Here is a 14,594-nt window from a genome sequence, read left to right on the forward strand (position 1 = left end):
AAATTTGAAGAAGTTCCTTTATTTTAATACACTATAGTTATATATTATAGTTAGTTAGCAGTTTTTTTCATCTAATTTGTAAAAATATTTCCTTGTTAGGAATATAAATGTGCTATAAACTATAGAATGAGGGGTAGTGGAACATAATGGATAAGTATAAAAGAGGTAGAGCAACTGAATTACGTCAGGAGCATTCTCGATGGAGAGATGAAAACTTTATAGAGAAAGTCGGCTTTTTTCCGGTTTTTTCAGAATTCAAAAAGTTTCTCCCTGAACTATCTGGAGGAGCAGTATCGTTGTTTATTTATTTGGGATTGCATTCCAATAATCATACTGGAGAATGTTATCATGATATTAATAGGATTTCTGAATTCTTTGGAAAGTCGCCGCGTACTATTAGTACTTGGTTTAAAGAACTTGAAGAGGTTGGTCTGATTGAAAGGCTTCAATTGAAAATGAATGGGGTTTCGCACACCTTCATTAAACCTTATAGACAGAGTGGGAAGTGATAGTATTGGGGAATAATCACGTTTTCAGAAGTAAAGATGGTGTTGAGTATACACTGACTGTATCTGAAGATGTAGTTCAGTTGAACGATGGACAAGTTGAGCTTGTAAAAGAGAAAATCGAGGGTTCAGAGGCTTCCGTAGTAGAATCTAATTCTGGTGTTCCTATAAAAGTGGTAACAGACGAGCAAAGTCAGGCCGTCATTAAGTTAATTGAATCTATATTTAAAGATTTATCCATTGAAGAAATTCTTGAGTTAGAATTGGTTGATTTTACAGGCCATGCTAGGCAAGACAGATTAAGCGTTAAAGAAATTCTAATTGAGAGAGATTGGGATCAAGGTAACGTTGAGCACGAGATTGTAGAAAGCTTAAAGAGAGCTTTTAGAGTAGAACAAATAAGAGTTCGTTTCGACCCAGAGACAAAAGAGAGTTGGAAGCGCTTTGGCTTTAGAATAAGAGGTTTTAAAGGGAAAAATCGTGATGAATCTGATGGACTTGACGATGCCCAAGTGGTTATTAATTTTGAGAAAGATCCAGAAGAGTTTGAAGAGACTATAATGGTGATTACTATCCTTGAACCAGATTTTAAGCCAATCAAAAAACCTAAAATGGATAATCATTAATAGAAGGTTATCCATTTTAGGTTTTTTGGCATTCTAATTACAGATAAGTTGGATTATGTCACAATACGAAGCTCTTCCTCGTTTTTCTCGAACCCCCTCAAATTATTTGAGGGGGGTAGTAAAATTATTTTACCAGGGAGAACGAATATTCCCTTGGGACTTACTAATAGTGAACAGTAAAGTCCATGTGTGACCGTTTTAGGAGAGAGTGTCTTGCAATGTTGAGAGGTCGATGACCCTGTTTTTGTTATAGTTACTTCACGAATTCAATGGTCATCTTTTGCATTATCCCAGTCATAAAAGGAATTCCATCATTTAAAGTTGAGTTGATCAACTATAACAAAAATAGAATTTTTCTCTTCAAAGCCTGAAGAGACTGAGTTTCTAACTATAACAAAAACAGGGTCACTGAATATCCCCTCTCAAATCATTTGAGGGGGGGGGTCCAATGGTTGGACCAGGGAACAAATATTCTTATTAAAGGGTATAGCAATTCCAAAAGTGATTGGTTATAATGGAATTATATTCAATTTACTTTTTATTTTATTGCGACCCAATAAGGGTCTGCGGGTACTTATTAAACAATGCGATCTTTGGATCGACTCTACGCACACCACAGGTGTGTCTATTAGTCGCTTCCGGAGGTCGCTTTTTTGCGTTATCCGAAGTTGCGTGACCTCAAATAATCATGCGTCTAGCATGTTGATATAAATAGACCAGTTCATTCTGGAGTGAGGAAAACGAAGGCGCTGAACCTTCGTTTTTTTGTGTGTACAATTCAGCAATCACATCAATAATGATCAGCGAATGAAAGCGAAGCTGATCGCCTCTACCCAATGGAGATGTGGCGAGGATAAAGTAATCAAATTGATTATGGCGATGGAAGATAGCCAGATCACCTCTATCGGATGGAACGACCCGAGAGGATAAAAGGTTCAAAGGAGATTGAGAGTACCGAGTGATCGGGAATGCTCCGAAGAATCTCGTCTACGGACAAACCCTACTTCGGCATTGGCCACCAGCATCACGCTGGAACAAGTAGATTGCACGATTTCCGTCAGGAAATCACACGTCGAAGACGTGCAGGTGCAACTCATGCTCAACGCACTTACAAGCAAATGGCTGAGGCTGTCGAGCTGTCTATACTGTGGTAAGGAAACGAACCACAGTATAGACAGCTCGATAGGAGGCAGGGCTCTTTCCCGTTCTGATGGGAACGAGAGCTGCTTTTAGGAGGCTGTTTTATAAAACTTCAGTAAAGACACCAGGCGGTGCCAATAGGTGAAGTCTGTTCAGTCACAAAAAGGAGGAGAGATATGGCGAAAAAAGGCTGGATTAAAAAAGACAGCGAGTTACAAGGTTTCGCAGAGCGCAGTGATCGTATCGCGAATAAAGGAGCTTATAAAAACTTGATGCTGCAAGTTAACAAAGCAGCCAGGCACGCAAAAGGATCAAGTCTCACAAGTCAGCGCCAGTATTACCACCACATGGATCAATTTGTTCGATTTACAGCTGATCGATTTGCATTAAAGAATCTAGCAAACCTATCCGGAAAGCACCTTGCGGCGTACATAGAAGACCGTCAGCAAACAGGGAAGTCAGCCTCCTCCATCAAGCTGGATCTTGTGGCCATTCGATACTTTCATGATCATCTCCCTAAAACACGTCACGAGCTTCCGGATAATCAAAAGCTCAAGGATCATTATGGTCTCTCTCTTGAGCGCAGGATGTTTGGAAGAGTAAATCGCCGTTGGACTGACAGTGAGTATAAGAAGATGGTGAACCTGACTTACCGTCTGCAACATCCGGAAACGGGCCACATCCTGCAATTATGTCGGGAACAGGGACTGCGAATCCATGAAGCCGTTCGCTTATCAAGAAAGGACGCTGAGATGGCTTGTAAGACGAATTTTTTGCGAATCAAGGGCAAAGGTGGGCTTGTACGAAAAGTCCCCTTAGAACCGTCTGTGCGCAATATTTTACATGATTGTATGAGAGGAGTAGCTCGTGATCATAAACTCTTTGTTCGAGAAGAACAAAAAGCCCATCAAGTTATTCAGGCTACGCAAGATTTCATTCATAACCATCGGGATAAAATAGCTGACCCAGCAGCAAGAGCTCCTGGCGTTCAGTTAACCGTGCACGGTCTGCGACACAGCTACGCCTATGAAAAGTATCAAAACCTGATAGAAAAAGGCATGGATCCCAAAACAGCACGCTATCGCGTATCGGAACTTATTGGTCACTCAAGAGAAGATGTCACAAAAATTTATTTAACGGAATGAGGAGGAACTGCAAGTGACACAGGCCTTAGAACATGAAGTGGATCGCTTAAACCAACACGTTAGAGAACTACAAGAAACGGTAGGGAGATGGCGCAGAATGGCGCAGGGAAGAGCTCCGCAACCTGAATATTTAAAAGAACGACACGATCAAGGTCGGCATTTTATTGATATTGTCGTGAATGATATTCCAGCTGATTTACCATTGCGTCAGGCATTGAGGCACATTAAGAATACGGTATTGCCTGCCTATTACCCTTACCAATATCATGCGGCATACAGAAGCAAAAAATATGGCTGGGTTGCTACGTTTTTAAAATATGAACCGACCAATATGACGTATAAAACGGAAAATGAAGAAGATTTAGCAAAGAGGACCTTAGATTCAATTCAATGGGAGATTTTCGATCTAGCGAGTTATTGGGAGAGAACGTTGCGAGAAGAAATGCAACAAGCATCTGATGAAGATCAAGAGAAGGCAAATCGACTAATTGAAGGGATAAATGAGCTGTTTGATGCAACTCAAAAGGTTTAATTGAAATTTAATTTAGTGTGAATTCAGTCATAAAAGTACGTATTTACAAAAAAAGTCCAGTTCGGGCCAACGAACTGACCACAGTGGACTAATAATTGGTTTTATTATGCGTGTTTTACGAAAAGAAAAACCGATTCTAGTCTTTTTTATCACTAGACTACTAAGCAGGTTTTCTATATTTTTGATAGAATTGTCTTATAACGAGAAAAACCCCTATGGTTTGGCCGCCGCGGGGTTCTCTCAATACGAGAAGGTTGTACACCTTCGAGGGTTTTAAAGCCCTTGTTATTCATTTGATAGTTTTATTCTATCACAGGGTGTGCAAGTCCTTCCACTACGAGGGAGGATTTTTTATATGGAAAATACTAAGAACATTGAACGTGCAGCTTACCACGCCTGGTTTCACCACAATAAAGCTGATGGTTGGATTACCGTTGCCAAAAAGACAAAGGATGGTAAATTCCAACAATATCACTATAGACCTGAGAAATTGGCAAATGAACTTAAGAACTGGATTGGTGAAGATGTTTTTTTCTCTCAAAACACCTTCTTTAAACCCACTCGAAGTATAGAAAATATTAGAGAGTTACGCTCATTATATGTGGATTTAGATTTTTACTTATTTAACTATGATCTTTCATGGGTCATAAGTAAGCTAGAGCATGAGTTTTACGGGCAATCAATCCCAGAGCCAAACCTTATTATTTATAGTGGACAAGGTGTTGTTTTGATATGGCTGTTGGATCCAGTACCTTACAAAGCTCTCCCATTATGGCAAGCTGTACAAAATTATTTGTTGAATGAATTATCTTCCCTTGGTGGTGATCCTAAAGCAGCAGATGCAGCTCGTGTATTTCGTTTTGACGGAAGTATCAATTCAAAAAACGGAGAGGAAGTTAGGGCTGAATATAGGCACGATCGGCGTTATGAACTTCGTGAAGTTCAATATGAATATTTACCTGAATTGACGGAAGTGATCGATCAACCTGTAAAAAAGCGTCCCGGTCGTAAAAAGAAGGTTGCTCAACTATTCAATACATATAAACTTCATCACACTAGATTGTTGGATATTGTAAAGCTCATCAAGCTAAGAAACTACGAAGTTGATGGTAACAGAGAAACGCTACTGTTTTTATATCGATATTGGCTTTGCTGCTTTAGTAATGACCCTATTGAAGCCTTAGATCAAACCATATCGCTTAATTTGCAGTTTAGTAACCCTTTACCTATACAGGAAGTAGAAAGAGCCACAAAGAGCGCTGAGAAGGCTTGGAAGGCGCGTAGTAATAAAGAAGCGAATGAGGTTGCAATTAGCAAAGGATATCCCGGGGCAGGGTATAATCTGAAGAACACGAAAATCATTGACTGGCTGGATATTACCGAGGAAGAGCAGAAACACTTAAAAACGATTATAGCTGCTCCTGAGAAGCGTAGACGAAAACTTGAAAGAGACATGCTAAGGAAAAGAAATGAACGTGGTTCTGTAAGCAGAGCAGAATACTTAGAACACTCTAATGAAACTACTGCAGATAAACTATTTTTGTTAAAGAGGGCATTGGAATACCACCCAGAGCACTCTAACTATAAAATAGCTCAATTGTTAGGTTGTTCGGAGTCCTATATCAGGAAGTTAAAAAAGAAATTATGATGCGCACCGGTTGTCGCCCTTATATTATGGGGCGTAGCCCTGCTTCTTTAGGAGCGTTTGTTTTAGTAGTATATATTTGTCTATTTAGTTGGGGGCTTGGGGGTGTATCCTTGTCCCGAGGTAGGGAAACAACCGATAGGGCGTTAGGAGTTTTTTCTTTTTGTTCTTTTAAGTTGTACTTTCAATGTTGATCTACTGTGTCTTTGTTTTTTCTGTATTTGATCCCACTGTTGTTTAGTAGTTTCATATTCTTTTATAGCTTGTTCTGTCTCTAACAGAAGTTTATCAATGTTTTCCCATCCTGTAGGTTTTATTGATTCTTTGTCTTTCATATGTCTCCACCTCTTTTAATTTTGATATTCTTTTTTAATGCGAGTTTCAAAATGCAAATCGGTGTATTCTTTTATGAATGTGTTGCGTTTTGGTATATCTTCTTCTCTTTTAAAAAAACCCACTTTGCGTGTACGCTCTTCTTCAGACTTTTCATTCCAAATTTTAAGGGCTTCTTCTTCTAATTGTGTTTCAATTTTCTTTTTAGTTAATATATCGTTTGAACGTTTCTCTCGGTCATTTTTAATGAGTTCTTCTACTTTATTATTGAGATTAGCAATTTCATTAGTCGTCACTTTTTCTTGAGAAGTTTTGGATTCAAGAGCAACAGCTATTTCTTTACTATTGTCTCCGTAATTACTAATTGTGGATTCTAGCTTGTCTAACTTACTTAAAGCTTTATTATGTTGTTCTAACAGCTGGTTGAATTGTTCTTTAATTAAATGGTTTTCCTCTTGTATTTGTTTGAATCCGTGAGCCATAGCCATTAATGTATCCTTTAATTCAGTGTTAATTGAATTAAGGGCTATTTCAGTTGTTTTTTCAATTTTCTTTTGTTCCTGATCCTCTTGGTACTGTGTATAGAGATTTTCTTTTTGTAATTCTGTTTTTACATCATCAAATGTTTTACGTGTTCCAGCAGTCTTTGCTTTTTCGAATATTTCTATAATTTTTGAGATCTTAATAAATTCAGTTGAAGGTATATATCTTTGATTGGAGCGCTTGTCGTACTCAACTAGCCCTTTATTAGTCCAGTCTCGTAAACGACTAGAATCAATAGCAAAATGGTTTGCAGCCTCTTTCAAAGTAAACCATTGTTTTTCAAACATTTTATCGCTCCTTTAAATTCAAATTTAATTTAAGTAGTTTGTTCAATTATACCTTGAATTAATACTTAATTGAAACTAGATTATGATCAATTTATATTGGATTTATATATAAGTTTTGCACCATAATAATAGGGTTTTTACTTTAATTCAATTTTAATTATGTTTGTTAGAGTGTTCTTAAGGTACCTAACCTTAGGTGTACTTACTAAAAAGATGCAAGTTTCACGTTCTCAATAAGGAATACCCTCCTAAAAATATGTTAGAATTTACAATATTAGGAGGGGGTGAAGTGAGAAGTAGGTCATATTATTTAGGGAAAACTAAGAGAAATATTCGCACAGGAACAAAACCTTGTGATGGCAAACGTGTTAGTCAAGAACCTCAATTAATATCAGATATTTTAGAAAGGGCCCAGGACTTGGATGTAAATTTAAAAACTTGGGATTTGGAAGATGGTATCAGGTGGTTTTTGGGGTTTAATAACTATGTTTCTGATAAAACGAAAGGTTTTTCGGGGGGCTATGATAGTTATACTTTCTACCGAGGGCAAATAGTATATGTTGACTTTTTTGGTCATTTTGGAACTGAATTAACTTACGATCACCCTGCTATCGTTTTAGCAGACAAAGGTGAGGGGATAGTTATTGCTCCGTTATCTTCTGCTTGTTTTATGGATGAAGAAGAAACACATGTTGATTTGCCTAAAAAAAGAAAAAATTTAGGTGATTTACCTTATAGTTCTGGTATCAAATTAGAGCAAATTAGATATATTTCGAAAACTAGGGTTATGCAAAAGTTTGGACGAGTATCGAACACACCTAAGCTTAACGAAATTGACCACGTACTGATGGAATACATATCTCCTAAAAGTTATGATTTCCTTGTTAAGAATCAGGATTATTTAACCGAAGAAGTAAAAAAAAGAGATAAAGAAATTGAAGAGAAGGAAAATGAGGTCAATAGGTTAAAGAGGCATATAACCTTGATTGAAAAGCAATTAAGAGACGAATCGGAAGGGTTAGCTTAGGAGTTTTCGTGCACCTATTGCTTTTTATAATTCAAATGGTATAATTTAGATGAACAGGAAATATAAATTTCCTTAGAGTGGATAATAATTATATTTAGGGTCTATGCGCCCAGCGCTTCTTCAAACGATTATGAAAAGCGCACCATGATTTGGAGCTTTAACGCTCAGAGAACCTCACCTAATGGTGGGGTTTTCCCATTTTATATAGCAATGTGGCTACTTCATCATAATGAAGTAGCTTTTTTAATTTATCTTGTCATACTGTTTTCACAAAACCATTTACTTTTATTTTGAGTTGATATTGTTCTAAATTTCCCCATTTTTGTTTTTTTAAGAAGAAAATAATCATTTCTTTCTATCGAGGATCTCTACAATAAAGGACTTAAATGATGATTTGGCCTGTTGGATTATCAGGGTTAAGCAAAAAGGTGATAAAACAACAATAGCTATACACAAATCTCTTATTGTAGCGTCAATAACTTCCAGGATAAGTGCTGGAACAATGATTAGTAATAAGGTAGTAATTGTCTTTTTCATATTCTTTCCCCTTTCATTTCCCTTTAGAGAGCCTTTCTTAAGATTACAATGAGTATAGGAGGTGGTTTGACAAAAGACTAGATGAAATACGAAGATTTTTTGAGATTTTAACCTCTTATACTTAAAATAAAAGAGAGTAACTCCTAGATTAATGCTATCTATATAAGGTATAGGCGCGTGTGAAATACAAATTGGTACCAATTTAGATAAAAAAAGAAGCGTCTCTCGAAGAGACGCCATACAAATAAAACAATTCCAGGTTGAGAAGGTAGAGATAAGGAAATCGCAAATAGCTTTATAAAAATTTAAATTATAGGTAAGTAAGCCTATTAACAAGAACGTATGTTTTCGTTAATATTAGAATTATCAATCTTAACTTTCTCATAATGCCACTAAGGGTTCATAAAGGTGTTTTAAAATTAATGATAAGGGAAAAAAATTGTACTATACTGGGGTTTAAGAGAGTATAAATCTTATTCGATAAGCCGATAACGGTAATAATGCGCCACCACCCCCCGAAACCATGACCTTTTCGGTCGTGCGGAAATCCTAAGGATAGGGGCTGGGGCGCTTTTTAGTATTTATCGGGACCAATGTCTACTTATTCTTCTTTGAAAGCGCCAGATGTTGAAGTTAGGGCTTTCTTCTGGACCATGGAAACTTTGCAAATTTATACCCAAAGTACTTTGGATATAATCAACTAATTTTACTTTAGGATTTTTAGTGTTAGGGTTTGCCATTTTTGCTGCAGCGTAGTGTCCGTTCCAAACATACGCAATGGCGCCAGAAAACACGTCCGCAATTTGCAAACCAATTTGCGAACCGTCTCTCGGCTCTACATACCTGACTATTTCTCTTCTTAGAAAAGGACTATGATCTTTAATGCATTTTTGATTTAAAGTATGTTTTAATTCTGAAAGTCTTCCCTCTACCGAATTTGTTTTCCTATCTAGCAAAATACCGTATGATTTTGATGGATCAAGCCTGCGGTAAATTAACCAGAAAAACATTTTATAAAAATGAAGTTCATCGTCATCACTGTATAGTTGGTGAGCAAAATCATTTTGATCTACAACTAAAGCGCAAAATCTGAAGCAATCACTTGATCGATAGCTAGCAAAAATGTCTATTAGCCCTTGGTATACTGAAAGTTGATGTCTTTTCAAATCAGTCCAATGAAACTCGTTTTTGAAGCCTCTCTCCCCTTTTAATCTAGCTACATCTATTTCAATTGCATCGCAACAATTGGTTTCATCCCAAATGGTACCGAGTACCATAAAATCATGGCCATTTTGGCTGCTTTCATCTCCGTACATTTTTACAATTGCCATGGTGCATCTTCCCTCCAGCCTTATTATTCTATTTTCCTTTTTATAACGTTAAAGTTTTCGTCTACTTCTATTATAACGAGGATAAACTTTCGACTAATAAAATTTCAATGTTCCACAATGTTCCACGGAATTTTTCTGGTTAAATAATTTATATTCTATTTTTCCCTTTTTCCAATTGAATAAGCTATTTCTCTTTTATATTACTCAGCTTATAAGATAATTTGTACTGTTCGTGTTTAATAGGTTGTCAATTAACTACATAATGTCGCAAGATATTCGTTTTCGATATATAGAGTTATATGCATAAAGCAAAGGTATGTAAATAATATCTATATAAATTAATGGATTTTAATAGTTAAAATAAATCAAATAAGGCGCTGGTAAAAAGCCATTTCCTTTTTTGAAAAAGTGAAGTTGTAAGGTTTATAGAGGTTATAGTAATTTAAACCCACTAGTAATGCTATTTTAGATAGTTTATATATGCTTATACTGATAGAATAATAATAAGTGTATCAAGGCTGTTGAGAGGGGGCATACCAGGATGGATACTACATTAAAAACATCAGATATTGATGTAAATAATATTTATAAACAAGTTGAACTTGCTACAAGGAACATTGGATTAATTACAAAAGAATTTGCGAAACGTATGAGTAAACTTGGTGAATGTTTGTCACTTATAATGAAATCGGTTTATGAAAAGCTTGCAGAATTAAATGCAATAATGGTTGCTCAATTGGCTTACGATATTAATAAGTATGCTTTAGATAATTCAATTGAAGTTAATGAAAATGGATATTTAAGTAATGAAACAAAAAATGTGACTAGAACCAAAAGATTAAGAGATTATTGTAAAGATTTCTTTGGGCAGGTTTTTAAAGCGTATCCACGAGTTAAACCTATAGTAAAACGTTCTTTTGCATGTTTGAACCTCGGTGCTGCACTGATAACTTATTATGGATTTATGTCCCCGGATCCTAAACCAGTAATAAACAATTATTATCAAATAGATGAGATCCATTATAATATAAATAAAAACGATAGAGAAAATTCGAATTTCCCTGAAGATAAAGAGTTATCTGGGGGAATAAAAATTTAAACCTTTATTTAATAATTCCTTCCGACGAATATGGGGTACCGCCAGCAATAAAGAGCACATTGATCTTGTATTAGATCAATGTGCTCTTTATTTATAGAAAGGGGTAACGTCAGCAAAACGTACACTTTTTGTGTTTTGCTGACGTCACCCAATTTAACTGGCGGTTTTTCTTTAGTATCTTTTAAAACTATCTAACAAATCCTTACTTTGCTTCTTTAATTCTTTAGCTCTATTTTTAATATCTTTCGTACGCTTGGCTATGCGTTCATCTCTACCCTCTAGCTTTAAAGCTCTTCCCTTAGAGTTTATGTTTATTAAGTCACCCATAGATTATCTCTCCCATTAAAATAGTTAAGTGGAGCGCGCAAAATAGGTGATAGTTAAGTGGTGGCCTCGCGCAATGTATATTCGTTGAATGAGATTAACAAAATGGCTATATTGTTAAGTTCTGGGTTTCTATAAGGCTATAGCTAATGCATTGCTCAAATTGAGCAATGCATTACGACGGTCTTTATACTTATTAATCCTGATTCCAGTAACCGGAATTAGGAAGAGAAGAAAATGCTCATCATCTGTTGAATGTTTTAATTTCTTTTTGAATAATGGCGGATTAAATATCCAATTATTAAGATAAAGAGTACTATGACTCCTGAGTAAAATATTGGCAATGAATTTGGGGCATTTTGCACAAAAAAATACAAAATAAAACCTGTGACTAAGTAAAGGATTAGAAAAATACTAATAATCCTCATTATTTTGATAACCATGTCTTCCTCCTTATAGCAATTGCATATCGCAACTTTGAAAAAAATGATGATAATATCATAAGTATATTTTATTTTTAAAATAAAATATACAAGAAAGAAGACCTATTAATGGTCTTCTTTTTTGTTTATCTAATTAGCGTGTGGTAAGCCCACCGTATAAATTTCCAGTTACTGTAGAGCCAACGTACGCTTCAACGGTATTACTATTCATAGTAATACCAGCCCATCTAAATCCATACTGGGCTTCTACATACAATCTTGAATATACCTCTGCATATGTGTATCCACCTGTATTGTATTTTTTAGATTTCCCCATGCCTCTGTCAGATATTGAAAGAGTAGAACCCCAAAGGTGTCGTTGCCAATATCCGTCACCATAATAGACGTTTACATCAGAGCCGGTGTAAGAAAATTGTCCTTCTGCTTGTAGTGTATACATTTTTCCACCTGCAGCACTGTATCCTATACCTGTGGTTGACTCGATACTAGTTATTCTAGGTCCAGAAGCAGCAGCCATCGTTATTTGACTTGTTTGAATTTTAGATAGTTCTTTATTTTCTTCCTCAGTCTTTTGTTGGAGTATTACTATCTCTCCAGTGTCACCAACAAAGACATTTACTTTACCATTTTGTATATTGAATTCTAGTAATCTTCCATCTTGATCAACTTGTTTTTGGTTGCTAATAAATTCGTTAATAACAAATTTATCTCCCGGTTGAGCTTCCTTAGCTTTTTCAGGGAATACGTCTTTCAAATTTATAGACGGGTCGTTCATCGCGTCGGGACTTGGGTTTTTCTTGTAATACTGATCAATTACTTTTTGAATTTCTTCTAAGGAAGTAGTTTTGTTCTGTAACTTTGATAACTTCTTTACTAGCTTTGGTACATTTTTTTCTACGTATTCTCTAATATCATTGATGTCTTTCTGATTGCTATTTGCTTGTACTTGCGGAGTATGAAGCATGCTAACGATAAATATCACACTCATAAGTAATCCGATGATCTTCTTCATGATTTCCCCCTAGTTGTCTAATTGATTTCTAACAGACCATAAGTTAACATTTTTTTCATGTTTTATGTAATGAATTTCAATAAATAGGAATAAAAAACCAGTATTTTTCTGTATATCGGTGATTATTATCACCGATAATTAACATATTAAAAATACAGAAATAGGTATTTTGAAACCTTTTATAAAGGCAGATCTGTTTTTATTATGGATTTTTTTCTTCGATGATCGATGCCAAGATTATAATTAATTTGTACTTATTCGGGTTGCCTGCATTCAGAAAATGAGTTTAACAAAATGGTTAGTTTGTTAAATAAAAGCACGTTGGTCGTACAGACCAACGTGCTTTTTTAATGGCTTTATTTATCTACGTAGAAAACAAGCCTCTTTTATTAATTTCTTTTTCCAATAAATCAATAAACTGGGGTTCTAATTTTAGCTCAATGGCTTTGTTATAAACTTCAATTAAAAGATGATCAGACAATGATGTTACGGACAATGTAGTTCTCCTTTGAATCCTCATCTACGATTTATATTCTAGGTGTATGTCTTTGGGAGTTTGTATTTTATTGCAATTCTTGACAATACCCCCATCTTGATAGGATGAATCCTTCAAATTTAAATCGAACAATGAGATTAACAAAATAAATAGTTTGTTAAACTCATCAAAACCCGATAACGAGACCGAAACCCCTTGCCCGACAAGGGGTTTTTTCGTGTGTGCGCAAGAAAAAGGGTTTTCACATTAACATATTGAATGGTATTGTATAACTAAAATAAACATTTTGGATAAAAGAGGGGTTCAATGGCCAATTAAAAAGGCCCTCCGACAGGAGGACCTTCATCTTGGTCAGGGGCAAACGCCCAAGTAGAGTATATGCTTGGCCATAAGGTTTAATGTCTCGGACAGAAAGAAGGGAAAGCATGGGAATAAAAGGCGCTAATACAGTGGAACCGATTCGCGATCCGGACCAGATCCGGGAGATGAAGGAGCATTTGTTGCATAAATCGTACCGAGATTACTTCTTATTTGCGTTTGGGATCAATTCCGGCTTACGGATTGGTGATATTTTACCCTTAAGGGTGATGGATGTGGCTTCAGCCACGCACTTGCGGATCAAGGAGCAAAAGACCGGGAAAATCCGGAAGGTCCGTATGACGGTGGCCCTGCAGCAGGAAATCGCGAAATACACGAAGGGCTTAGCTGCGTCGGATTATTTGTTTCCGTCACGCCAGGGCAACAAGCCGATCAGTCGGGTGATGGCCTGGAAGATCATCAATGAGGCCGCGCGAGTGGTCGGCATCGAGGGTGCGATCGGGACGCATACGTTGCGAAAGACGTTCGGGTATCACTTTTACCAGCGCACGAAGGATGTCGCGATGTTGCAGGAGATTTTTGGGCATAGCAGTCCGTCAATTACCTTGAGGTACATTGGGATCAATGATGATATGATTAATTCTGTGATGGATGAATTTTCATTGTAGTTTCTGATGGGTTTTTATCGAGTAATAAAATAACGTTTTAATAATTAAAACAAAAAAGCACCGAGTTGATACTCGAGTGCTTTTACTTATAATTTATACTATTTAAGCCATTTTCATAAGCCGTTTTAAGTAGTTTTTTAATATTAACACGTGTGAGTCTTGATAATTTAACATGACCAGACGAACATTCATACGAAGGGACATTATTAACAACTATTGTTTGATCTTTAAACTTAGTTGTTATATTTTTATCAGTCAACTGAGCCTGGCGTCCACAAACGCATGTGTATGTTTCTGGATTTGGCACATTTTTCATGATATCCCTCTTTGCCGTAAGCATTATAGTAAGTCCCTCCTTGTATAATGTACTCTGTTCCTTATAAAAATATTATCACTTAGAAGATTTTTTAAACAGTTCATGTACGTATTAAAATAAAGGAACTTCTTCAAATTTAAAATTTGAAGAAGTTCCTTTATTTTAATACACTATAGTTATATATTATAGTTAGTTAGCAGTTTTTTTCATCTAATTTGTAAAAATATTTCCTTGTTAGGAATATAAATGTGCTATAAACTATAGAA

General features: G+C 36.0%; 17 protein-coding genes. 9 read left to right on the forward strand and 8 right to left on the reverse strand.

The window, feature by feature from the left end; translation table 11 throughout:
• The first annotated feature begins 146 nt into the window (after positions 1-146).
• From ABVF21_RS22400 to ABVF21_RS22425, 6 genes are all read left to right on the forward strand, one after another.
• On the forward strand, positions 147-509 hold the full coding sequence (locus ABVF21_RS22400) for a helix-turn-helix domain-containing protein (RefSeq protein WP_371019030.1): 363 nt from the start codon (positions 147-149) through the stop codon (positions 507-509).
• A gap of 5 nt (positions 510-514) precedes the next feature.
• Positions 515-1,132: a hypothetical protein gene (locus ABVF21_RS22405; RefSeq protein WP_371019031.1), complete on the forward strand. Its 618-nt coding sequence runs from the start codon at positions 515-517 to the stop codon at positions 1,130-1,132.
• Positions 1,133-2,100: 968 nt separating this feature from the next.
• Positions 2,101-2,286 (forward strand): hypothetical protein, encoded by a 186-nt coding sequence (locus tag ABVF21_RS22410; protein WP_371019032.1) that lies wholly within the window; start codon positions 2,101-2,103, stop codon positions 2,284-2,286.
• 162 nt (positions 2,287-2,448) lie between these two features.
• Positions 2,449-3,417 (forward strand): tyrosine-type recombinase/integrase, encoded by a 969-nt coding sequence (locus ABVF21_RS22415; protein ID WP_371019033.1) that lies wholly within the window; start codon positions 2,449-2,451, stop codon positions 3,415-3,417.
• 13 nt (positions 3,418-3,430) lie between these two features.
• The gene (locus ABVF21_RS22420) at positions 3,431-3,949 is read left to right on the forward strand and encodes a hypothetical protein (protein ID WP_371019034.1); all 519 of its coding nucleotides are present in this window, start codon (positions 3,431-3,433) and stop codon (positions 3,947-3,949) included.
• Positions 3,950-4,304: 355 nt separating this feature from the next.
• On the forward strand, positions 4,305-5,597 hold the full coding sequence (locus ABVF21_RS22425) for a replication protein (RefSeq protein WP_371019035.1): 1,293 nt from the start codon (positions 4,305-4,307) through the stop codon (positions 5,595-5,597).
• Between the two features lie 143 nt (positions 5,598-5,740).
• On the opposite strand, the gene ABVF21_RS22430 is transcribed toward ABVF21_RS22425, so the two are convergent.
• Together ABVF21_RS22430 and ABVF21_RS22435 are read right to left on the reverse strand one after the other, a co-directional pair.
• Positions 5,741-5,929: a hypothetical protein gene (locus ABVF21_RS22430; protein ID WP_371019036.1), complete on the reverse strand. Its 189-nt coding sequence runs from the start codon at positions 5,927-5,929 to the stop codon at positions 5,741-5,743.
• A gap of 15 nt (positions 5,930-5,944) precedes the next feature.
• Entirely contained in the window at positions 5,945-6,757 is an 813-nt protein-coding gene (locus tag ABVF21_RS22435; protein ID WP_371019037.1) for a hypothetical protein, read from the reverse strand.
• Between the two features lie 289 nt (positions 6,758-7,046).
• Between ABVF21_RS22435 and ABVF21_RS22440 the strand changes: the two genes are divergently transcribed.
• Entirely contained in the window at positions 7,047-7,784 is a 738-nt protein-coding gene (locus ABVF21_RS22440) for a type II toxin-antitoxin system PemK/MazF family toxin (RefSeq protein ID WP_371019038.1), read from the forward strand.
• 345 nt (positions 7,785-8,129) lie between these two features.
• Here ABVF21_RS22440 and ABVF21_RS22445 read toward each other — a convergent pair whose 3' ends face one another.
• On the reverse strand, positions 8,130-8,321 hold the full coding sequence (locus ABVF21_RS22445) for a hypothetical protein (RefSeq protein WP_371019039.1): 192 nt from the start codon (positions 8,319-8,321) through the stop codon (positions 8,130-8,132).
• A 581-nt stretch (positions 8,322-8,902) separates the two neighbouring features.
• Positions 8,903-9,652: a DUF3800 domain-containing protein gene (locus ABVF21_RS22450; protein ID WP_371019040.1), complete on the reverse strand. Its 750-nt coding sequence runs from the start codon at positions 9,650-9,652 to the stop codon at positions 8,903-8,905.
• Between the two features lie 541 nt (positions 9,653-10,193).
• Here ABVF21_RS22450 and ABVF21_RS22455 point away from each other — a divergent pair.
• On the forward strand, positions 10,194-10,751 hold the full coding sequence (locus ABVF21_RS22455; protein ID WP_371019041.1) for a hypothetical protein: 558 nt from the start codon (positions 10,194-10,196) through the stop codon (positions 10,749-10,751).
• A 171-nt stretch (positions 10,752-10,922) separates the two neighbouring features.
• Here the strand turns inward: ABVF21_RS22455 and ABVF21_RS22460 are convergent, their stop codons facing one another.
• The 3 genes from ABVF21_RS22460 to ABVF21_RS22470 all read right to left on the reverse strand — a co-directional run bounded on the left by ABVF21_RS22460 (position 10,923) and on the right by ABVF21_RS22470 (position 13,050).
• Positions 10,923-11,078, reverse strand: a complete 156-nt coding sequence (locus ABVF21_RS22460; RefSeq protein WP_371019042.1) for a hypothetical protein — start codon at positions 11,076-11,078, stop codon at positions 10,923-10,925.
• 573 nt (positions 11,079-11,651) lie between these two features.
• Positions 11,652-12,530: a hypothetical protein gene (locus tag ABVF21_RS22465; RefSeq protein ID WP_371019043.1), complete on the reverse strand. Its 879-nt coding sequence runs from the start codon at positions 12,528-12,530 to the stop codon at positions 11,652-11,654.
• A gap of 364 nt (positions 12,531-12,894) precedes the next feature.
• Positions 12,895-13,050: a sporulation histidine kinase inhibitor Sda gene (locus ABVF21_RS22470; RefSeq protein ID WP_371019044.1), complete on the reverse strand. Its 156-nt coding sequence runs from the start codon at positions 13,048-13,050 to the stop codon at positions 12,895-12,897.
• Between the two features lie 401 nt (positions 13,051-13,451).
• Here ABVF21_RS22470 and ABVF21_RS22475 point away from each other — a divergent pair, with 401 nt between their 5' ends.
• Positions 13,452-14,012: a site-specific integrase gene (locus ABVF21_RS22475; protein ID WP_371019045.1), complete on the forward strand. Its 561-nt coding sequence runs from the start codon at positions 13,452-13,454 to the stop codon at positions 14,010-14,012.
• Positions 14,013-14,094: 82 nt separating this feature from the next.
• On the opposite strand, the gene ABVF21_RS22480 is transcribed toward ABVF21_RS22475, so the two are convergent.
• Positions 14,095-14,352 (reverse strand): hypothetical protein, encoded by a 258-nt coding sequence (locus tag ABVF21_RS22480; RefSeq protein WP_371019046.1) that lies wholly within the window; start codon positions 14,350-14,352, stop codon positions 14,095-14,097.
• Between the last annotated feature and the right edge of the window lie 242 nt (positions 14,353-14,594).

The sequence above is a fragment of the Pseudalkalibacillus sp. JSM 102089 genome (assembly GCF_041366475.1).
Taxonomy (GTDB): domain Bacteria; phylum Bacillota; class Bacilli; order Bacillales; family Guptibacillaceae; genus Guptibacillus; species Guptibacillus hwajinpoensis_B.